18 protein-coding genes are annotated in these 21,884 nt (G+C 44.5%); 9 read left to right on the top strand and 9 right to left on the bottom strand.

Going from position 1 to position 21,884, the window contains the following annotated elements; translation table 11 throughout:
• The first annotated feature begins 35 nt into the window (after positions 1–35).
• The 3 genes from AB9P05_RS20230 (at position 36) to AB9P05_RS20220 (ending at position 6,254) form a co-directional block, all read left to right on the top strand.
• Entirely contained in the window at positions 36–1,592 is a 1,557-nt protein-coding gene (locus AB9P05_RS20230; RefSeq protein WP_371910657.1) for a cryptochrome/photolyase family protein, read from the top strand.
• Complete coding sequence (locus AB9P05_RS20225) at positions 1,585–2,967, top strand: deoxyribodipyrimidine photo-lyase (protein WP_371910656.1); 1,383 nt, start codon at positions 1,585–1,587, stop codon at positions 2,965–2,967. The genes AB9P05_RS20230 and AB9P05_RS20225 overlap by 8 nt, the downstream gene beginning before the upstream one ends.
• 188 nt (positions 2,968–3,155) lie before the next feature.
• Positions 3,156–6,254 (top strand): CHAT domain-containing protein, encoded by a 3,099-nt coding sequence (locus AB9P05_RS20220; RefSeq protein WP_371910655.1) that lies wholly within the window; start codon positions 3,156–3,158, stop codon positions 6,252–6,254.
• A gap of 70 nt (positions 6,255–6,324) precedes the next feature.
• On the opposite strand, the gene AB9P05_RS20215 is transcribed toward AB9P05_RS20220, so the two are convergent.
• The 4 genes from AB9P05_RS20215 to AB9P05_RS20200 form a co-directional block, all read right to left on the bottom strand.
• Positions 6,325–6,480 (bottom strand): hypothetical protein, encoded by a 156-nt coding sequence (locus AB9P05_RS20215; protein ID WP_371910654.1) that lies wholly within the window; start codon positions 6,478–6,480, stop codon positions 6,325–6,327.
• A gap of 69 nt (positions 6,481–6,549) precedes the next feature.
• Complete coding sequence (locus AB9P05_RS20210) at positions 6,550–7,329, bottom strand: tol-pal system YbgF family protein (RefSeq protein ID WP_371910653.1); 780 nt, start codon at positions 7,327–7,329, stop codon at positions 6,550–6,552.
• Positions 7,330–7,890, bottom strand: a complete 561-nt coding sequence (locus AB9P05_RS20205) for an RNA polymerase sigma factor (protein WP_371910652.1) — start codon at positions 7,888–7,890, stop codon at positions 7,330–7,332.
• Positions 7,891–7,984: 94 nt separating this feature from the next.
• Positions 7,985–8,803 (bottom strand): class I SAM-dependent methyltransferase, encoded by an 819-nt coding sequence (locus AB9P05_RS20200; RefSeq protein WP_371910651.1) that lies wholly within the window; start codon positions 8,801–8,803, stop codon positions 7,985–7,987.
• Positions 8,804–8,943: 140 nt separating this feature from the next.
• Between AB9P05_RS20200 and AB9P05_RS20195 the strand changes: the two genes are divergently transcribed.
• Positions 8,944–9,219 (top strand): DUF4235 domain-containing protein, encoded by a 276-nt coding sequence (locus AB9P05_RS20195; protein WP_371910650.1) that lies wholly within the window; start codon positions 8,944–8,946, stop codon positions 9,217–9,219.
• Positions 9,220–9,334: 115 nt separating this feature from the next.
• Here the strand turns inward: AB9P05_RS20195 and AB9P05_RS20190 are convergent, their stop codons facing one another.
• Both AB9P05_RS20190 and hppD read right to left on the bottom strand, forming a co-directional pair.
• Positions 9,335–11,062, bottom strand: coding sequence for a phospho-sugar mutase (locus tag AB9P05_RS20190; RefSeq protein WP_371910649.1), 1,728 nt, complete (start codon positions 11,060–11,062; stop codon positions 9,335–9,337).
• Between the two features lie 27 nt (positions 11,063–11,089).
• Positions 11,090–12,184 (bottom strand): 4-hydroxyphenylpyruvate dioxygenase, encoded by a 1,095-nt coding sequence (gene hppD / locus AB9P05_RS20185; protein WP_371911373.1) that lies wholly within the window; start codon positions 12,182–12,184, stop codon positions 11,090–11,092.
• A 161-nt stretch (positions 12,185–12,345) separates the two neighbouring features.
• Here hppD and AB9P05_RS20180 point away from each other — a divergent pair, with 161 nt between their 5' ends.
• On the top strand, positions 12,346–12,753 hold the full coding sequence (locus AB9P05_RS20180) for a hypothetical protein (RefSeq protein WP_371910648.1): 408 nt from the start codon (positions 12,346–12,348) through the stop codon (positions 12,751–12,753).
• A gap of 80 nt (positions 12,754–12,833) precedes the next feature.
• Here the strand turns inward: AB9P05_RS20180 and AB9P05_RS20175 are convergent, their stop codons facing one another.
• Positions 12,834–13,448, bottom strand: a complete 615-nt coding sequence (locus tag AB9P05_RS20175; RefSeq protein WP_371910647.1) for a hypothetical protein — start codon at positions 13,446–13,448, stop codon at positions 12,834–12,836.
• A 162-nt stretch (positions 13,449–13,610) separates the two neighbouring features.
• Here AB9P05_RS20175 and AB9P05_RS20170 point away from each other — a divergent pair, with 162 nt between their 5' ends.
• Together AB9P05_RS20170 and AB9P05_RS20165 are read left to right on the top strand one after the other, a co-directional pair.
• The gene (locus AB9P05_RS20170; RefSeq protein ID WP_371910646.1) at positions 13,611–14,927 is read left to right on the top strand and encodes an AAA family ATPase; all 1,317 of its coding nucleotides are present in this window, start codon (positions 13,611–13,613) and stop codon (positions 14,925–14,927) included.
• A 1-nt stretch (position 14,928) separates the two neighbouring features.
• Positions 14,929–16,173, top strand: a complete 1,245-nt coding sequence (locus tag AB9P05_RS20165) for a tetratricopeptide repeat protein (protein ID WP_371910645.1) — start codon at positions 14,929–14,931, stop codon at positions 16,171–16,173.
• Between the two features lie 21 nt (positions 16,174–16,194).
• On the opposite strand, the gene AB9P05_RS20160 is transcribed toward AB9P05_RS20165, so the two are convergent.
• Positions 16,195–16,719, bottom strand: a complete 525-nt coding sequence (locus tag AB9P05_RS20160; protein WP_371910644.1) for a hypothetical protein — start codon at positions 16,717–16,719, stop codon at positions 16,195–16,197.
• A 308-nt stretch (positions 16,720–17,027) separates the two neighbouring features.
• On the opposite strand from AB9P05_RS20160, the gene AB9P05_RS20155 reads away from it, so the two are divergent.
• Together AB9P05_RS20155 and AB9P05_RS20150 are read left to right on the top strand one after the other, a co-directional pair.
• Positions 17,028–18,161, top strand: coding sequence for a DUF2891 domain-containing protein (locus tag AB9P05_RS20155; protein WP_371910643.1), 1,134 nt, complete (start codon positions 17,028–17,030; stop codon positions 18,159–18,161).
• On the top strand, positions 18,161–18,514 hold the full coding sequence (locus AB9P05_RS20150; protein ID WP_371910642.1) for a hypothetical protein: 354 nt from the start codon (positions 18,161–18,163) through the stop codon (positions 18,512–18,514). Before AB9P05_RS20155 ends, AB9P05_RS20150 begins: the two co-directional genes overlap by 1 nt.
• A gap of 69 nt (positions 18,515–18,583) precedes the next feature.
• On the opposite strand, the gene AB9P05_RS20145 is transcribed toward AB9P05_RS20150, so the two are convergent.
• On the bottom strand, positions 18,584–21,880 hold the full coding sequence (locus AB9P05_RS20145) for a WD40/YVTN/BNR-like repeat-containing protein (RefSeq protein ID WP_371910641.1): 3,297 nt from the start codon (positions 21,878–21,880) through the stop codon (positions 18,584–18,586).
• Positions 21,881–21,884: the final 4 nt, after the last annotated feature.

Raw genomic sequence — 21,884 nt, 5'->3', positions numbered from 1 at the left:
GATGCCGTTCTTGTGATATTTAACTCCCTCATTATATGGCTGGAAAATATCGCAATCTGATCATCATACTTTCAGATCAGCTGGACATAAATTCACCGGTATTCGAAGATTTTGACAAGAACCAGGATATCATCTGGATGGCTGAAACACAGGAAGAAGCCACACGCTACTGGAATCACAAACTTAAGATCGTCTACTTTTTTTCAGCCATGAGGCACTTTCGTGATGAACTGAAGGAAAAGGGATATAGGGTCTTCTATCATGAACTTTCCTCCGCCAAAAGCAACGACAGGGGGGAGGATTTAGAGGCTGTCCTGAAAAAAGACATCCATATGCGTCATCCGGACAAATTAGTCGTCACTCAGCCCGGAGACTTTGCCATACAGGAAAGGCTGACAAAGCTGGCCAAAGAAGAAGACCTATCCCTGGATATTCTGACTGATTCGCATTTTTATGATACCATCGAATCCTTCAATGATTTTCAGGATAGTAAGAAAGGATATCTCCTTGAAACATATTACCGGCATTTGAGAAAACGCCACGGCATATTACTCACCTCAGGAGATGAACCCGAAGGTGGAGACTGGAATTTTGATAAAGAAAACCGGGAAAGCTTCAATCAGGCCCCTTCAGACATAAAGGCTCCTATATCCTTCAGGCCTGACGATATCACAGAGGAGGTGATACAGATGGTCAGAAAGCGCTTTGATGATCATCCTGGTTCGCTGGATCACTTCGACCTACCTGTTAGTCGTAAAGAGGCACTGAGGCTGTTAAATGATTTTATCGAACACAGGTTAAAGGCCTTTGGGAAGTACCAGGATGCCATGTGGACAGGCAAGCCTTTTTTATACCACAGTCGTATATCAGCTGCGCTCAACCTTAAACTACTGAACCCGCGCGAGGTAGTAGAAAAAGCTGAAGATGCTTATCATGAAGGAGATGCCCCCATAAATAGTGTGGAAGGATTTATCCGCCAGATCATTGGCTGGAGGGAATTTATCCGGGGTGTATACTGGAGAGAAATGCCGGGCTATGCCAAAATGAATCACCTGGGTGCACAGCATGATGTACCTTCCTTCTTCTGGGATGGTGATACTGATATGGAATGTATTCACCAAAGCATGCAGGGAGTCGTGGGCCATGCTTACGCTCATCACATCCAAAGGCTAATGGTTTTAGGGCTGTTTAGCCTGCTATATGGAACACACCCCCGAAAATTTCACGAATGGCATGTAGCTATGTATGCCGATGCCCACGAGTGGGTTTCTTTACCTAATGCTTTGGGAATGAGTCAATATGGTGACGGTGGAATAGTTGGTACCAAGCCCTACACAGCCAGTGCTAACTACATCAATAAGATGAGTAATTACTGCAAGAATTGTCGCTATTCCCCTAACCAGAAAACAGGTGAAGATGCCTGTCCTTTTAATGCTTTGTACTGGGACTTCCTGGACAGGCACCATGATAAACTTAACGATAACCGCCGCATGAACTTCCAAATGAAAAATCTTGAGAAAAAAGATGACCAGGAGATGAAGGAAATCAGATCGCGCGCAAGAAAACTAAAAAAAGACTGGAGCAATGGCTAAATCTCAGATAGAAGATAAAAGGATATGCCTCCTCAATGAAAAAGAAGTCAATGATGAGGGGAAGTATGTGCTCTACTGGATGCAGCAGTCTCAGCGTGCGGAGTACAATCATGCACTTGAATATGCCATAGAACAGGCAAAAGATCTTGATAAGGGCGTATTGGTAGGATTCGGTATCATGGATGATTATCCTGAGGCTAACCTCAGGCACTACCACTTTATGGTGGAGGGATTAATAGATACTGAAGAAGCCCTGAAAAAGCGGGACATAAAACTAGTAGTACAGCATGGTCACCCGGCAGAGGTGGCACTGAGGTTAGGGGAGGATGCCTCTGTGATTGTTTGCGATAGAGGTTACCTGAGGCATCAGCGTGAATGGCGGGAACAGGTTGCTAAAGATGCCCGTGTATCGGTAGTACAAGTAGAAAGTGATGTGGTGGTTCCGGTAAAAATTGCCAGTGATAAACGGGAATATGCTGCCCGAACGATTCGCAAAAAACTACAGGGACCCATGAAGAACTACCTGACTGATATATCTCATAGAAAACCTCCTAAAAGCAGCCTTACGTTGAATGTAACAGGAATGAAACTGACAACTGCAGAAGCCGTTTGTGATAAGCTGAAGCTGGATACATCTGTAAAAGCGGTAAGCCAACACTTCAAAGGAGGCACAACGGAAGCTAAAAAGATATTCCGGCGATTTATGGATAGCCACCTAAATAATTATGACAAAAACCGCAATCAACCCCATACAGGTGATGTGAGCCACATGAGTAAGTATCTGCATTTTGGGCAGGTCAGTCCCGTATGGCTTATCAAAACTATAAAAGACAATCATTCAGGCAAAAATGTCGATTCATTCGTAGAGGAATTACTGGTGAGACGGGAGCTGGCAATTAACTTTGTCTATTATACTGACAATTATGATGATTACAATTGCCTTCCTGACTGGGCCCGGGAGACCCTGGAAAATCATAAATCTGATGACAGAGAGCATTCATACACCCGGGATGAGTTTGAAAATGCCGAGACGCACGATGACTACTGGAATGCTGCCATGCTGGAAATGAAAAAAACGGGCTATATGCATAATTATATGCGCATGTATTGGGGTAAGAAAATTTTGGAATGGTCTAACACTCCACGCTATGCCTTTAAGACAACTCTTTACTTAAATAATAAGTATTTTCTTGATGGCCGGGACTGTAATAGTTTTGCGAATGTGGCTTGGGTGTACGGTAATCATGACCGGGGCTGGACTGAAAGAGACGTGTATGGTAAGGTGCGTAGTATGATGGCCTCCGGGCTCGAGAAGAAAACTGAACCAGGGGCATACGTGAAGAAAGTCGAAAAAATATCAGAAAAGGATAATTAAAAACAGACACCTGCATAAGCCAATAAATATGATTTTTACTACCCCCCTGGTAGATATCTGTTAATCAAAGGTTTATTTGGTGTAACGGCTAAATTATTCAGAAACGATTGAAAAACAGGTTACTATTTTATTTCTTGTATGCTGGTTTCGCATAATTAAGGATACCCTGCCGAAACCTGAAGTGTGTTATGGATAGAGGACGTAATTCTATTTTTCCAATTTGTCTCTTGCTGCCACTTGTATTGGTAATGTGGCACATCGGGGTATCTGTCAGTGCCTTAGACCGCACTCAGTTTTATTTACAGCAAGAAACTCCAATAGAAAAAAGCTCTGGTAATGGGGTAGACTCTGACTTTCTGTTGGATAAATTACCGAAACTTGACTCTCTGTCTAATAAAAGTCAGCAACTTACACTGACAGATACGCTTGCTGCATTTTATCTTGCCGAACAAAAATGGATAGACCTGGCCAGAGTATATTTATATCAATCCCGGCTATATCTCAGCAGTTCACTTCCTGACAAAGCTGAAAATAGTTTGAATGAATGCTTTAAAGCCCTAAAACGTGAAGTGTCCTCTGAAGAAAATGTACTTTACGTTGAAGCATATGATCTTAGGGGCAAGGTATTTGAGAGTCAGCAATCCATTGCTGATGCTATTGAGGCCTACGATAAAGCGCTAGGTCTATCAGAAATTGTTTATGGTGGAGAATCCCGAACTACGGCAGAAATTGCAATTACCCTGGGGAACCTGTATGCATGGGAATTGCGGGACTATTTCGAGGCGGAGAAGTACTATGAAAAAGCCCATGAAACCTTAGAAAAGATAGAAGGAGCTCCCCTCAACACACGTTATAATGCCATATATGGCCTGGCAAGTGCTAAAAGGAACCAGGAGGATATGGAAAAGGCTCTTAACTATGCATTTAAGACACTGACTCTTATAACCGAACAGGAAAGGTTGGACACTGTCCGTTGGCGATATGCATTAACAATTATTGCTAATGTCTATAACGACTACCCCGGGAAGATTGACAAAGCTATCCCTTACTATAAAAAGCTTCTGAAAATTTCCCCTATAAAAAATCAAGAAGATAGTATTAGTTATGGCAGCTTAAATCATGGAGTAGCAGTTAGCTATATGAATATGGGACAGCATGACACGGCTTACTACTACTCAAAACAGGCAGAAAAATACCTCAAACCCATAAAAAAGGACACTGAAGATCATATATGGATGTATAGTGTCCTTGGGAAACTTACTTTTGAAAGAGGGGATCACAAAGAGGCAGAACAGTATCTATATAAGAGCATTCGAATGAGTCAAAGAGCTAACGGAGCTTTTCATGCTTATGCTTCTTCTGCTTATCACTACCTGGCTGAGCTTCACTTTGAACTTAAACATTACTCAACTGCACTAAAGCTTACGCAGAAGTCTTTAATGTGCTGGAGTAATGATTGGAACCCCACATCCCTAAATGATAATCCGGCTATTGAAGAACTACGTGAAAAATCCAGGGCCATTGAAACGTTCATATTAAAGGGTAAGTGCCTGACCAAGCTATATGAACAGACTGGGAATACCTCATACTTACATAACGCTCTCTATACCTATAATTTTACTGATGAGCTATTCAGGTTCCTAAGGCAATCCTACAATAGTGAAAATTCAATTCTTACCAATTCGGAATACTACAAGGATCTGTACGATAATGTATTGGGCGTAATTTATGATCTGGCTCTTCGAACACAGAATGACAATTACCTTGACATGGCTTTTCTGTTTATGGAGAAGAACTCGGCTGGACTACTTCTTGAGAATCTCATAGATGCTGAAAGTAAGTATGAAATTGGTATTAATGATAGCATATTATCAGTTGAGCGGGAGATACGTGCTGAAATAGACCAGATACAGGGCAAAATACAGCTTACGAATGGTGATGATGGGGACCTTAGTTTACTACGCGAAAGGCTTTTCACATTGAATGAAAAACTGGATGCTATAGAGAGTCGAATTGAGGAAAAGTTTCCTGCTTATTATAATATTAAGTATAGAAGTCAGGATTTTGTAACACCTTCTAAAATCCGGAAAAACCTTGAAAAAGGTGATTTGTACGTAAGTTACTATGTTGGCAGCAAATACATATACGGATTAGGTCTTAGAAAGAGAGAAGGTATTCGCATATTCAGGATTGAAAATAATGATAGCTTACAGAATGCCTTAAATAACGTTTTGGACGTATTTTCAAATCAGAATGCTTCACTTTACCACATGGACTCTTATCAGGCTTATGTAGACAACAGTTATTACCTCTATAACAAGCTACTGAAGCAGATCATTGAAGAGCTGGACGTGGAAAGTAATCTGGATAATCTGATTCTTGTAACTAATGGGAAGCTAGGATTACTGCCTTTTGAAAGCCTTCTTACTGCCCCTACAAGATCTTATAGTGCACCTGATTATAAAATACTTAACTATCTTATTAAGCGGTTCAGGGTTCAATATGCCTACTCCGGAACGTTATATGACCGATACCTGAATGAAAGTCCTTTCTATAGCCGGGCGAAAGTACTAGCCTTTGGCTATTCAGAAGATACAGAAGTATCGGTACCAGGAAAAGCGGAGCTTAAAGGAAGCGTCTACGAACTGGAAGCACTTAAGAGTATGATCATAGGTGATTTTCTTCAAGGAAAGGAAGCTACTGAAACTGCATTTAAAAATAAGGCGCGGTCATCTGAAATTCTACACCTCGCCCTTCATGGTGAAGCTAATACGGAGAATCCTCACGGTTCAGCCTTGTACTTCAGAAGTCAGGCTGATGAGCAAAATGATGGACGCCTATATCCTTATGAACTGTATCCTCTTAACCTAAACTCGCGACTGGTGGTGCTGAGTAGTTGTGAGACAGGAATTGGCAAAAACTATTCAGGGGAGGGCATCTACAGCATAGGCAGAAGCTTCAGTTATGCTGGTTGCCCATCAATAGTGATGACACTTTGGAAGTTAAATGACAGGGTGACGGCGTCCATAATGGAAGATTTTTACAAAGGACTTACGAAGGGGCAGGAGCTTGACAAAGCTCTGCGTCAAAGTAAACTTAACTATTTAGCTCAATCTGATGAGTTAACTGCTCACCCGGTAAATTGGGCAGCGTTTGTAGCAATAGGTGATATGCGGCCTGTTAAGCCTATGGAGAAAAAGAAAGACTTCTACCTTTGGGCAGCAATCGCCTTGATTATTCCTACATTATTATTAGCAGTAAAAATGCTGTTATTTAAAAAGGAATAAAAAAGCAGTGATACTCTCATACCACTGCCACTTTATATTTGCGTACTAGCTTTAAGGATTAGCCAGTCAATTAATTATCACCTTCGCCAGATCCTCCTGAAGCAGGAGGCTTAGGATCAGATACTGTCCCATTCCCAACACCACTATCGTCAGATAGCTTTAATTTGCCTGAGCTGACGATACCAGTAAAATCAGGTAGTTTAGTGTTAGTCATTGTGTTGTCCATGATTAGTGATGTTTTGATTCGATCAACTTTTTTACTATAGCTGCCTGATAATTAATGTGTTATCGCAAGTTATAATTTTCTCAGAATAAGTTGTGCATCCTCTCGGTAGGAGTTTTGACCCATTGTAAGCTTTTGAAGCATTTTTCTTGCTTCAGCTTTTCTGTCTTGCTTTAGATAGGATAGGGCCAGATACCATTCAGCCTGAACATTAAATTGTTCGTAATTTTTAATCACATTTTTGAATATGTCTTCAGCATCCTGGGCTTTTCCGCTTGCAAGGTACGCATTACCCATGTATAGTAGTACACTTGCATCGTACTCTGACTCCGGAACCTGGCTAAAGTAGCCTATCGCTTCATCGTAATTTTCCCTGTCATACGCATAGAACGCTTTTTGTAGCGTATTTCGTTCTTCGTTTCCACCTCTTTGAGTGGCCATAACAATATTAGGGTAGGGACTAAAGCTCTGAGCAAACAACTCATTGCCTGGTACATTACGCTGGCCAGTGAGCAAAACAACCGTGGTAATGAACAATAGCGTAATAGCGGCAGCCAGGCTGGCAACCCATGGCTTTCGCCACATACTAACTACTCTCGCTCTTTTGCCTGCCTTCGATTCACCGGTCAATTCGGGATCTTCCAGCCCGGCTTCGAGCTTTTGTAGCTTCCTGTACATTTCATTCCGGGTAGCATACTGGATGCCACCAATTAAAGTAACGAACTGGTCGTGCGCATCGCGCAATTCAGGGTCTTCGAGAAGTTCTTTCTCAAATTTTTGTCGCTCTTTCTCTTCCATGGTATCCTCCAGATAGCTCTCTATCCGGCGAACAGTTGCATCGTCGTTAAGCATTTATGCTTCTTTAAAATTAATCAACTCCGTCTCAAAAATCTTCTTAAGACGTTTCATGCATTTGTACTTGAGGTTTTTTGCTGTGTCCGCATTTTTATATCCCAGTTCGTCTGCGATGTCTGATACGGCTTTTTTGTGGTAATAGTATTGTTTGAGCAACGTTTTGCATGGGTCTCCCAGTTTCTCAAGACTGCTCTCGACCATACGCCATTTGTCTTCGTCTTCGCTGGTGTGTCCGTTGTCTATAGCTGCTACACTCATATTATCCGAAAAATCCGAGGTAAAGCGCTGAGCTTTTTTGTTGGAAGCCAGAGCTTTATTTTTACCAATTGCGAACAAATAGGTTTTAATGCTGGAGGTCAGCGACTGAACCTTACCCTGCACCACATTCTCATAAAAAGTGAGAATAGAAACCTGGTAAATGTCTTTTGCTTCGTCCAATGAGCAAATGAAGTTTTTAGTGATCCAGAATAGAAACTCATCACGATGTTTGACATAGATGTGTTCCAGTTCCTTTTCGCCTCCACTTCTTAACCTCTCAATAACCTCTTTTTCGTCCATTTTCACATCTTGATTACCAGAGGGTTAAATAGTAACCCTCCGGACGATAAAATATAAAAAAAATTTTGTACTGGTGGTAAGAAGATGAGCATTATCAGGTGGTATAGGCCTTTGCCTGAACAAAAGAATAGTAAAATACCGCGCTAGGGCTCTTAGCCACTGTCCGCATTTCGGTATTAACCTGTTCTGCTATTTCTTCCGAGACGTATCCTGCTTCTGTAAGTTGAGGTAACCCACTCATTAACAGGTCTGTCCAGAACCGGATCATACTGGCCCTCTTGGCCGGATTACGGTTATCCAGATGAAACGTTTTTATGGTAGTTTCTATCCGGTTATATCCTGCTGCCTGTAGCAGATTTCCTAATTTGGCCCCTACAAATGGATCTCCTCCATGATCATACTGAAAGTCATTAAATCTCATCCAATACTGAAGCACGTTAGGGGAATATGGCTCTACAAAGAAGGTTGAATTCAATACTTCGGTGATGACTACCTGGCTTCCTGGCTTAAGCACGCGCCGGGCTTCCGTTAGTACCCTGAGGGGATCAGAGACATGCTCCAGTACCCAACAAATAAATGCGGCATCAAACGTGCTGCTCTCAAAGTCCATGTCCATGGCATCCATCTGCCGGATCGTATAGCGATCTGTAGCATAAGGCACATTTTTCAGAAAAGAAGATGCCTGATCTACCTGTTCTGTCTGATAATCGATACCAGTAAGTGTTAAATGGGGGAATCTACGCAGCAGAATTTCGGACATTGCTCCCACACCACATCCGATTTCCAGCAGTTGGTCTGTTTCCGAATAATCAATGGTGTTGAAAATTATATTTTCCACCATCCGGGCCTGTTCATACAAGCGTTGTTGTTCACGGCTTGTGTAGCCATGAAGGTATTTGGATTGTGATGCCATACAGTGGTTTGATTTAAAGCCGGTTACACACCGCCGGCTGAATAGGCTGTTTAACAGCAAAATTACAAAAAGACCGAAACAGATTAAATTTAATCAGGTTAATACTTTAAATACATTTTTAAGCAATCCACTAATTTCACATGAATCTTTTCAGTTCTAAAAATAAATGGGGTCTTGTAAGCTACGCTGCATCAGTTGGTTCTGCCGTATTGGTGAAAAAACTGATAGGTAAAGGCTGGCAGGTAGCCTCAGGCAAAAAACCACCGAAAAACCCTGTGCATTATAGTGTCGGCTGGAAGGAAGCAATATTATATATGGCTTTGACAGGGGCAGTAGCCGGAGTAGTCCGTGTATTCGCACTACGCGGTGCATCAGAAGGCTGGAAAAAGCTTGAAGGTCACCGTCCTCCTTTATAGTAAGTAAGAAATTTTCGTTGGTTCCTTCAAATTGCCTTTCGCCGCCTGGCGAAGGGCTTTTTTTATAAAGCAGCCTCTTCTAAAACAAAGAGGCTGCAATGCAATTATTCAATACCTAGCTTTTGAGGCCAAGCTCAGTAATGATTTTGTCGATCTTATCAGTAAGCTGCTCATAGGCCTCAGCATACGACTTTCCTGCCATAGACTGCTTTGCACTGATATAAAATTTGATCTTTGGTTCTGTACCAGAGGGCCTAGCAGAGATTTTTGTCCCGTCTTTAGTGATATACTGTAACACGTTAGACTTAGGGAAATCAAGCTCCGAGGTTTTACCGCTGGTCAGTTCCTTTTCCGTACCTGCATCATAGTCGAGCAGAGTTACCACCTGAGAACCTCCTAGCTTTTCAGGTGTGTTGGTGCGCATATCCTGCATCATCTTTTTAATCTCCTCGGCTCCGGACTTACCTTTTTTGGTAATACTTACTAGCTGCTCCTGGTAAATACCGAAGGTTTCATAAATTTCCATGAGCATACCGTAGAGACTCTGGCCTTTATCCTTCGCATAAGCAGTCATTTCTGCAATCATGGCACAACTAGCCACTGCATCCTTGTCTCTCACGAAATCACTAATGAGGTAGCCATAGCTTTCCTCTCCTCCAGCGATAAACTCCTTCTTACCTTCCAGTTTCCGAATGATGGCCGCTATGTGCTTGAACCCGGTAAGGGTATTATAGCAATCAACTTTGTACTCGCGAGCAATCTCGTCTATGAGATTCGTCGTGACGATTGTTTTTACAATGTATTGTTTGCCATTCAGCTTACCATTCTCCTTCCACTTCTTAAGTAAAAAATAAATAAGAAGGCTGCCGGTCTGGTTACCATTCAATAGTTGCCATTCTCCCTCGTTATTTTTCACACCGATACCTACACGGTCAGAGTCAGGGTCTGTAGCCATTACCAGATCTGCGTCCCAGTCCTCAGCCTGTTTGAGAGCAATACTCATCGCCTCTCTCTCTTCAGGATTAGGATAAACAACTGTGGGGAAGTTACCATCAGGTTCTGCCTGCTCCTCAACTACTTTCACGTTTTCAAATCCGAAACGCTTCAGTATCTCCGGCACCAGGGTGATACCGGTACCGTGAATAGGAGAGAAGACAATTTTAAGGTCTTTTTGATTACTCACCTCATCAGGCGCCTGACGGATAGCTTCGATAGCGTCCAGGTATTTTTCATCCACCTCTTTACCGATTGTATGAATTCTGGATTCATCCCTATCAAAACTCACCTCATCGATGCTGGAAATACCGGCTACTTCGCTTATAACGTTTTTGTCATGAGGGGGGACCAATTGCCCTCCATCGTTCCAATAGGCCTTATATCCATTATACTCCTTGGGGTTATGCGAGGCGGTAATCACCACCCCACTCTGGCAACCAAAGTGACGTATGGCAAAACTCAGCTCAGGGGTAGGGCGGAGGCCATCAAAAAAGTATACTTCTATGCCATTAGCTGTAAATACATCGGCGGTTACATTAGCAAACTCCCGACTGTTATTTCTGCTGTCGTGGGCGATAGCTACTTTAAGCTCTTGGTCGGGGTATGTTTTTAACAGGTAGTTGGCCAGTCCCTGGGTGGCCATACCTATTGTGTATTTATTCATCCGGTTAGAGCCTACACCCATAATCCCGCGCAGGCCACCAGTGCCGAACTCGAGGTCTTTATAAAAGGCTTCCATGAGCTCGGTGTCATCATCAGCTTTTAGCATCCGGTCTATCTCGGCTTTAGAAGCCTCATCTATTTTCCGGCTCTCCAGCCACTTACTGGCTTTTTCATTAATGGTCATCTGTCTGAGTTGATTTTAGGGTTGGTATTATAGGTTACCTCTAAGTTCCTGTTCTCTTTCTATGGCTTCAAACAACGCTTTAAAGTTTCCTTTACCGAAGGACTTAGCACCTTTTCTCTGAATAATCTCAAAGAACATGGTGGGTCTGTCCTGTACCGGCTTTGTGAATATCTGCAACAGGTAGCCTTCATCATCACGGTCTACGAGAATATTAAGCTTTTTTAGTTCCTCTATGGTCTCGTCAATGGACCCGACACGATCCAGCAGGTCATCATAATAATTATCTGGCACATGTAGAAAATCGATACCCCGATTTCTGAGCTCTGCCACGGTATGCAGAATATCATCCGTAGCAATGGCGATGTGCTGCACGCCTGCTCCGTGGTAAAAGTCGAGGTATTCTTCAATCTGGCTTTTCTTCTTACCTTCGGCCGGCTCATTTATCGGAAACTTGATATAGCCATTACCGTTAGAAACCACCTTAGACATAAGGGCCGTGTAGTCAGTGGAAATATCCTTATCATCAAAGGTGATAAGTAATTTGAAACCCATAACATCTTCATAGAACTTCACCCACTCATTCATGCTGCCAAGTTCTACGTTACCTACACAGTGATCGACATATTTGAATCCTACAGGCTCTACCTTAAAGAAGCTTTCCCTACCGGTAAAGCCAGGCAGAAAGGGGCCATTGTATTTGGATCTGTCTACAAAGGTGTGAATGGTATCCCCGTAGGTATGAATTGACGCGAACGTTACCTCCCCGTTTTCATCTGATATTGTCTGGGGTTCCATAGCTGATTTTGCCCCCCGGCTTGTTGTTGCTTCATAAGCGGCACGAGCATCGTCTACCCACAAAGCGAGTACCTTTACTCCATCGCCATGTTGCTTTACATGCCTGGAAATTTCTGAGTCTGGCTCAAGGCTACTGGTCAGAACCAGCCTTATTTTATCCTGAACCAATACATACGATACGCGTCCCCGGATGCCCGTCTCCGGGCCGGAATAAGCAATCAGCTCAAAGCCGAAAGCCGCCTGGTAATAATAAGCTGCCTGCTTGGCGTTGCCTACATACAGCTCCAGGTGATCCGTGCCATTGATTGGCAAAAAGTCATTCTCCATCATAATCGTATAGTAGATTTTTGGGTTTCTGTAATCTGCGGTTTAAAACCGCTTCTAATTTTGGCCCCAAAATAAGGATTTCCGGCTTTTTATTTGGAAGTCAAGGCAACTCTTTTGAGTTTTGCAGTGACATAACAAACTCAAATCGCCTTTTTTTAGCAATGGATATAGAAGCCCTCAACCGTGACATGATCAAGCTGGTAGAACTGAAAAATGAGCTCAGCCAGATGGATTACAACCAGCCCGAATATGACGACAAAGAGGAAACGCTTCACGACATGGAAGATGACTTTTTGGAGCAATATGGTGATTACCTAGAAGACGCGCTTCACATGGTGCATGATGAGTACTGTCCTGATGACGATGTGCTGCTACCTACTGCCTATCTGGCAAAGGAATATGTAGCTAAAGGCGATGGAAAGTACGATGTGAAAGCCAGCGACGGAGTACCGGTGGAACTCGACGACTTTGGTGGTAAGATAGGGAGACTCGCTCTTATCCCTAACCCGGTACGCCTGGTGCTCACTATCGGCAAACAGCATAAAGAAGCCGTTTGGCAGGCTAAATAACCCTTAGTAGATTGGAGCAAAAAAGAGCCCCGCAGATAAGTTGATCTGCGGGGCTCTTTTATATGTAAGATGACGCGGAATTATTGATTAGCAGAATTACCTCCACCAAACTCCGTATTAACGTCTATATAGCCAGGGTAATTGATCATGGTACCTGCCACCTCTATGCTGGGCTTTACTTTCAGCGTCAGGCTTGTAGGCTCACTACTCTGGCCGGCGAGATTCATTACCAGGTTAAGTAATGAGTCACGGCCCATGCTGTCGAAAAAATCGAGCAGGTCAAATGAAATATTCAATGGGATAGTGTTCATACTATTAGCACCAATCTGAACCTTCTGATCTACAAGACCGCTAATGGTTTCTTTATCATCTACCAGAAGGGTCCAAGCCATGCGATTCATGGCAGCCACCTCGCTGTTCGGGTTTTTCACATCAACATCCAGGATAAATTCAATGGGCAGGTCTCCCTGGGCATAGGCTGTGCCGATACGGGATAACTCGGAAAAGCTGAAATCATCCAGTTGGTTCTTATTCTGGACATTAACGCCCGCGAGCTCTGTGTCCTTCATAGAGGCTAATCTAAACTGGCAACGAGCCAGGTTACCAAGCTGCTGTACCTGCTTCATTACGTCGCAGCCGGAAATAAGTAATAACACGGCTAGTCCTGCTACCACAAATGCTGATTTCTTCATCATTCTCTTCTGATTTTGATCGCCAAATTAATGAATTTATAACCTGCTAACTTCAAAAAAGATGCCTAAAACTTGCACCTTTTCAGATTACTCAGGTTCCGGCTGTGGCATAAGGCTTATTATCCGTTCAAAAATTTAATAAATTTGGTCTTTCAATTATAGATTATGCCTGCAGATGCCATCACCAGCCTTAAAGAGGCGCTTAAATTTTCACCGGATAACGTACCGCTTCGCCTGCACCTGGCGGAATTATTATTAAATGAAAGCCGAACGGAAGAGGCAATAGCCGAATACCTTACCGTTTTGGCTATGGCGCCAGGTGAAACAAGGGGAATGCGCGGGCTTGCACGAGCCTATAGCGCAAAAGGAGAGGTACAGGCCGCCCTTGTGGTGCTGGAGGAACTTCCGGAAGGGTCCTATAATGCAGAAACCTACCTTCTTTCGGCCAAGCTTCATCTGAAAGACGATAATAAAAAAACGGCAGCGGATCATTACAGGAAAGCACTTGAGCTGGATGCCTCCCTCACTGATGAGGCGCTTGATGAGGCTCTCAGGCAGCCCGCAGCTTATTTACAATCAGAACTGGAGGAAGAGCTGGAAAACCTGCTGGAAGAAAGCCGGGCAGAAAAGCCAAAAATCAGCTTTGAGGATGTAGGAGGTATGAAGGGTGTAAAGGCAGAGATAGAAATAAAGATCATCCGTCCGCTGGAACATCAGGAACTATACAAGGCCTACGGTAAAAAAACAGGAGGGGGTATACTGCTATATGGCCCTCCCGGCTGCGGCAAAACATATATAGCCAGAGCCACCGCTGGCCAAATCAATGCTAAGTTTATGTCAGTCGGCATAAATGATATCCTGGATATGTGGATAGGCAACAGCGAGAAAAATCTCAATATGCTGTTCGAGGCCGCCAGGGCACAAAACCCCTGTGTACTCTTTTTTGATGAAGTGGATGCACTGGGGGCAAACCGTACGGATATGAAACAGTCGGCGGGAAGGCACTTGATCAATCAGTTTCTGGCAGAACTGGATGGCGTGGAAAGCAGCAACGATGGAGTGCTTATTCTGGCTGCTACTAATACGCCGTGGCACCTGGATCCTGCTTTCAGAAGGCCGGGCCGCTTCGATCGAATCATTTTCGTACCACCGCCGGACAAGGAAGCGCGCGAGGAGATATTAAAAATCATGCTGAAGGAGAAACCAACTGAACCCATTGACTATGGGAAAGTGGCCGGGGTGACAGAAACATTCTCCGGAGCCGATCTAAATGCGCTAATTGACCGTGTGGTGGAACAGAAACTCCAGGACAGCTTTAAGACCGGTATCCCAGAGCCTATTCGTACCAAGGATCTGGTTAAAACAGCCAAAAAAATGAAACCCAGTACCCGGGAATGGCTGAACAGTGCCAGAAATTATGCGCTATATGCTAATGAGGGAGGGCTATACGACGATATAGTGGACTACCTGAAAATGAAATAGAATGGAGACGATCACTGCACAACATATTGAACTGCTGATAGAGCAGGAGCGGTATGATCTAGCTGAGAAACATACACGTGATAAGCTTTCTGTGGAGCCTGAAAGCGAATATTACCAGACACTGCTATGTCTTATTCTAATTAATACGAGCCGTGCAAAAGAAGGACTGGAAGTGGCCATAGGATTACTGGCACGTGATGCAGGTGAAGCTAACTATCATTACCTGGCTGGCAGAGCTTACCTTTCTCTTGATAAGGCCAAAAAAGCCTTTGAGCATGCGCAAGAGAGTATTAAGATCAATCCATTCGATGCAGAGCATTTTGCGCTGGCCTGCAGTACGCTATTTGTACAGAAAAAATATAAAGAAGCGCTGGGGTATGCCGAAAAAGGCCTTACTCTAAATCCGGAAAATCTAAGCTGCCTTAACCTACGCACTCAATCACTGGTAAAGCTTAATCGTAAAGAAGCTGCATTCGAAACCCTGGACTCTGCTCTTGAAAAGGATCCTGAAAATGCTTTCACGCATAGCAATTACGGGTGGTCTCACCTGGAAAAAGGTAGTCATAAAAAAGCTATGACACATTTTCAGGAAGCCCTAAGGCTGGATCCTAATAATGAGTGGGCCCAGGGGGGCATGATGGAGGCTCTGAAAAGCCGGTATTTTATTTACAGACTTTTCCTGAAATACGTTTTCTGGATTTCTAAGCTAAGTAAGGGGCAGCGGATTGGCGTTTTTGTGGGGTTGTATGCAGTCATTAAGTTCAGCGCCATTGTTGGTGAGAGAACCCCATCATTACAAGTTGCAGCCCATGTGCTGGTAGGCCTTTACCTTCTATTCATCCTTTCCACATGGGTAATTGGTCAAATCTTTAATTTCTCTTTGCTATTTCACCCTCAGGGTAAATACCTTGTGGATAAGAACGACCGTATCAGTGCCATTATCACCAGTTCATGCCTTATTGGTGGCATTATTTTGGGTACCGGGTTTCTTTTAGCCGGCTCAGACCAGTACAGTAACATTTATATATTCTTCATATTCAGCGCACTGGGCATTGGGAGCATGATGGATGTGGAGAATAAGACTAAGAGAATACTAGCCATTGTTATTTCTGTCTTTATTTTCCTGGTAGGAGCTGTTGGTATCACTATGCTGCTATCGGGGAATAAATCCGGCGCTATCCTGTTTATGGGCTTTTTCTGGATGTCTATCCTATACACTTGGGTTAAGGGGCTGATATTGAATTAATCCTACCACAACTTAACATCATCAAAAGAGCGTATCCAGGTGGTAAAAGATATGAACGGCAGCCTCTAATTCTTCCTTTGGCATATGACGATATACTCCGTATAACTTAGCGGATCGATCTTTTTTAGTATGAATGAAGAGGCCCACGGGAGAGGCTTGAATGAAGGTATTTACGGTGCGTTCGGTATCCAGGATTTTATGGGCTATCGCCTCATCACCTCTGACGGCATAGGTGGTATCAAATGACTTAATACCGGTTTTGACTTTACTTTTATAGAAGATGTGCCACCAGCTTTTTTTAGTAATGGACACCCTTTTTATACCCAGCAAACCAACCGGCATAGTTGCCCTGATCTGGTAGTGATCGCCCAGGCGGCCGTAGGCCTCCCGATATAGAAATTCTATCTCCAGGCTACGATTCGCTACGGGAATGACTAGCTGGTACTTACTGAACGTGAGGTCAGTAGTACCACGCCAGGAACTGCTGCGGGGTATACTTAATTTTCCTCCGTAAGAGGATGCAAAACCGGAAAGCCACTTTTCCATTTGCCAAAACTAACGATATCAAAAAAGCTTCCCACGGAGGAAGCTCGTAAATATCACATTCAAATTAGTTGATACAGGAGGGAGTACCTCACATGCATAAGCATGGATCTGTGTACCTGAAACTGTCGCAATACTTTATAGTTTCTGCCTGTCCTCCTCAGAGTAGTGATTTCAGGTATTCGGGGCTTAGCAGGTAGTTTTTTACCCTGAAATCGTTCAGATTAAGCTTATTGTTTTTCATAATGGATTAAATTTTACTTAAAATCATGAAATTTTGACACTAGAACAATAGTCATATCAAATATAAAATGGGACTAAACCACCTCAGATGCTGTACCCTGCTTGCAATAGCAGGTGTTTTTTTATCAGCCACTACTTACGGCCGGCAGGGAAATAAGCCGGTATTCCTGAAGGAATCAAAAAGCGGCGACCTCACTTTAACGGCCGAAGGGGCCACGCACCTTTCTACCCTAGCCTTTGAATGTATACAACTGGAATACCCGAATAAAACCGGACATGTGGTGACGGACGACAAGGAGCTTACCTCGCCATCAGATCTGCACCCGGCGTTTTATGGGTGCTTCGACTGGCATTCGAGTGTACACGGCCACTGGATGTTGGTTCGTCTGCTTAAGAAGTTTCCGAGAATGGAAGGAGCGGAAGAAATAAAACGGGCCATTTCTGAAAATATCACTCCGGAAACCATCAAAGCTGAAGCTAAGTATTTCGGCAGGCGCTATAGCAGAAACTTTGAACGTACATATGGCTGGGCATGGCTACTAAAACTGGCAGAAGAGCTACATACGTGGGATGCTCCCCAGGCCCGTGAATGGGAGGGTGCCCTGAACCCATTGGTAGATACGATCGTGGCAAAATACATGGATTTTCTACCCCGGCAAACCTATCCAATACGGACGGGAGTGCACCCCAACACGGCATTCGGACTATCTTTTGCGTTAGATTATGCACGTACAGTTGGCAATGAAGCGCTGGAGAATATGATTGAAAAAAGGTCCCGCGACTACTTCTTATCCGATACTGAATGTCCCGTAGGGTATGAGCCGGGTGGTGAAGACTTCTTTTCGCCCTGCCTGAACGAGGCGGAACTTATGTCGAAAGTACTGGATGAAGAGGCTTTCCGGGAATGGCTACAAGCCTTCCTACCTGGCCTACCAGAATCCTCTCCTATGTCACTCTACAGCCCGGCTATGGTATCTGACCGTTCAGACATGAAAATTGTGCACCTGGATGGACTTAATCTTAGCAGGGCATGGACGATGCGAGCGATTGCCTCTAAATTACCGGAGGGTTCGACGGAGCGTGAGGTGCTGACAGATGCTGCCCGCGAGCACATAATGGAGACCCTACCTAATGTAGCCAGCGGCGACTATGCGGGAGAACACTGGCTTGCTTCATTTGCTGTGTATGCGCTGGGAGAATAATGGTGAATACGAAGTTTATTAACTGGGATTTATACTTTGACTGGGTTTCTCAGGACCGGTCATTCGGAGATATCCGTAAAGACCTGGAGCTAAAAGGGTTTGATGATGATGAGATACGGGAAATAATCGACCGGATAGATGACCATATTACGTCCAGAGCCCTTAACAAATCTAACAAATCCGTTAGGAAACAAGCTAAAATAGCCGGACTACTGCTCTTTGTTGCTGGCCTGGGTACTACGGCTATATCCTTATCTACGGGATATTACTTATTTGATGTCCTTGCGTTCTCGTTGAGTGCTACGGCAGTAGGCATTGTGATTATAGTGACAGGCAAGGTATACGAGTTTTAACCTTCATCACAAGGCATAAAAGAAAAAAGCTTCCCTCCGGGGAAGCTTTTTTGATGATTATAATTGCTATTAATTTTCAGAGTAATCAGGAAGTCTGCCAGGCGTATAGGGTGCGCCTGCATCCTCCAGGGCATCTTCAAGCTGAGCGAGATCCTCATTTACTAATTGCTTCAGATCATTCAGTACAGGCACGAATTCCTCTTTTGCAATACGGAATTGTTGCTTTTGCGTCTCAGTGATGTCTGAGGTAGAGCCGTAATGGTCATAAATTACGCCATATACACGGTTAGCAATAGACGGAGGAGTATCAATGTCCAGTTGGGAGGCAAGCTGATCGCCATACATTTTGGTCTTGATCGACGCTATTTCCTTCTCTATACTCTTCCACTGCTCCATAAGGGACTGGCCAGGCTCGGATACTGAAAGTACGGCAGCTCTCAGGTATTTCAACCTTTTTTCCACGTCCTGTATGGTACTGGAAGCACTGGTTAGGGCACGCTGCAACTCAGACAGTTCCCGCTGGAAAGTAAGCATTCCTTCACGGTCTGTGGCAGGTAAGGTGCTACCAGGCAACTGTTGTACTACAAATGATACAGGCTCAGATAGTTCTTGCATCTGGTCGCCCTCTACTCTGAACATACCTACTTTGTAGATTCCGGGAGCAACGAGTATACCTTTGTCTTCCGGAATAAACGGATTATCAGAAGATGCGGGGTTAAGCTCAATGGGATTGACGCTCGGATACCGCAGGTCCCAGGTAATACGTTGAACGCCGGCAGCGACTGGCGCTGTTAACTTGCGTACAATATTGTCCTGATTATCATACACGATAAACATCAGCGAGGGCTTTTCTTCTGCCTGCTCTGCCTTCAACTGGTCGTACGAAGGATAGTATACATCCTTCATGGATTCGCGTGACTTTCTTTCAGCTTCCATCCGCTTGTCTTTGGCACTGGTAAAGCCCTCTTTGATGAAATAAGTGAAAGTGGCCCCAACTTCAGGATTCTCAGCATAATAGTGGCTGGCGCCCTGGAAGCCTTTGCCAGGCAGTCCGAGAGGTGTACGTTGCACAAACATCATGGAGGTATCCACGCTGAACAAGTGAGCATCTTTGGCAAATAATTCGTCAGTAGTCTCTCTCAGAATGCTGTAGTCATCTAATACATAGAATCCCCGTCCGAAGGTGGCCAGTACAAGGTCATTCTCTTCTTCCTGTATGGCCAGGTCGCGCACAGCTACAGTAGGGAGTCCGGCTTTGAGTGCATTCCAGTTCGTTCCGCCATCTTTACTATAAAAGGCTCCGAACTCGGTACCCGCAAACAGCAAGTCTTTATCTTCGTGATCTTCTGCAATGGCATAGGTACTGCCTCTTTCAGGAAGCGTTCCTGAAAGGTTTACCCAGCTACGGCCAAGGTCTGTGGATTTGAAAATATAGGGCTTGAAGTCGCCATACTTATGATGGTTGTACACGGCATACAGGGTATTCCGGTCATGCTGTGAGAACAGCACCATATTGACGTAGCTTCTTTCGGGGGCCCCGGATACCGTGCTGATTTTACGCCAGTTATCACCGCCGTTTTCTGTGACCTGGATGAGTCCGTCATCTGTACCGGCAGCAAGCAAGTTCTGATCAAGGGGGCTTTCGCTAAACGCTACAATGGTACCATAGGGGCTGGTAGACTGGTTTTTGGCTACGGCATCCACACTCCATACGCGTCCCATAACTTTCAGTTTGTTACGGTCGATCTGCTGAGTGAGGTCTTCGCTAACCTTAGTCCAGCTATTGCCACGGTCATCACTGCGGAAGACCTTATTGGCGGCAAAGTAAATTCTGCCAGGTACATGTTTACTGGTAAAGAGAGGAGCGTCCCAGTTCCACCGGTACGCATCTTCGCCTTTGTCTTCTTTAGGCTTAATACCTATAGACTCCCCACTACTACGGTCATAGCGGACCAGGTAACCATACTGGCTTTGTGCATAAACGATATTAGGGTCTTCAGGATCAATGGCACTTTCAAACCCATCACCGCCATTGGTGATGAACCAATCACTGTTGGTGATGCCATTTTCGCTGGTTGTCTGGCTCGGGCCTCCAAGGCTGAAGTTGTCCTGTGTACCACCATACACATAGTAGAAGGGCTTACTATTGTCCACTTCCACCTTGTAGAATTGGGTAACCGGCAGGTTAGGCATAAAGCGCCAGGTCTGGCCTGCATCAAAGCTTTCGTAGATACCACCATCACACCCGGACAGCAGATAGGAGGGGTGCTCCGGATCAATATATAGTGCGTGATTATCTACGTGCTTCCACTTTTCTCCAACATTCTGAAAAGACTTACCACCGTCGCGGGTCACACTCATCCACGTATCCATGCTGTATACCACATCAGGATTGGTAGGGTGGGCAATGATCTCCTGGTAGTAGTTTCCACTTGTGGAGTGTCCTCCTCGTTTCTCCCAGCTTGAACCCTGGTTTGTGCTACGGTAAAAACCGCCTTTGCCATCTGCAGCTTCTACTATGGCATAGATAATATCAGGGTTAGCAGGGGATATGTCAAGACCAATCCGGCCAAGGTCCACATTAGGAAGACCATTATTGATTTCTTCCCATGTTTCACCGCCATCCATCGAGCGATGCAGGCCGGATTCAGGCCCACCGGAAATGTAGGTAAACACATGTCTTCTACGCTGGTGAGCACTTGCGTACAGTATGTCGGGGTTACGCGGGTCCATATGCACCTCATTAATGCCTGTATGCTCGCTTATATTGAGCACCCTGTTCCATGTTTCACCCCCATCGGTGGTTTTATAAAGTCCTCTTTCTCCACCGGCATTCCACAGGGGACCAATGGCCGCCACGTATACCACATCGGAGTCGCGCGGATCTACTACAATGGAGCCGATATGCTCTGAGTTTTTGAGGCCCATATGCTTCCAGCTATTACCGCCGTCCACACTTTTATATACACCATCACCGTAAGCAACACTACGCTGATTGTTATTTTCGCCTGTACCTACCCATATCACATCGTGGTTATTGGGATCCATAGTGACGACGCCTATGGAATAGGAACCCTGCTGGTCAAAAAGGGGGGTAAAGGTAATACCGGCATTTTCTGTTTTCCAGACACCACCGGCTGAGGTGGCCACATAATAGGTAGACCGGTCTTCAGGATGTACGGCAAAGTCTGAAATCCTGCCACTGGTAAGTGCAGGACCTATAGATCTGAATGCCATGCCGGGCATAGCGGGCAGGGCAGACTTTACTTCCTCCTTATTTTTGGATTTCTTTCGCTGGGACAAGGCATCCTGACTATAGAACATGCCGATTGCCACCAACAAAGCTGTCGTAATGGTTTTCTTCATTTTA

The sequence above is a fragment of the Roseivirga sp. BDSF3-8 genome (assembly GCF_041449215.1).
Classification (GTDB): Bacteria; Bacteroidota; Bacteroidia; order Cytophagales; family Cyclobacteriaceae; genus JBGNFV01.
This window is presented reverse-complemented; position numbering and strand designations above follow the sequence as displayed.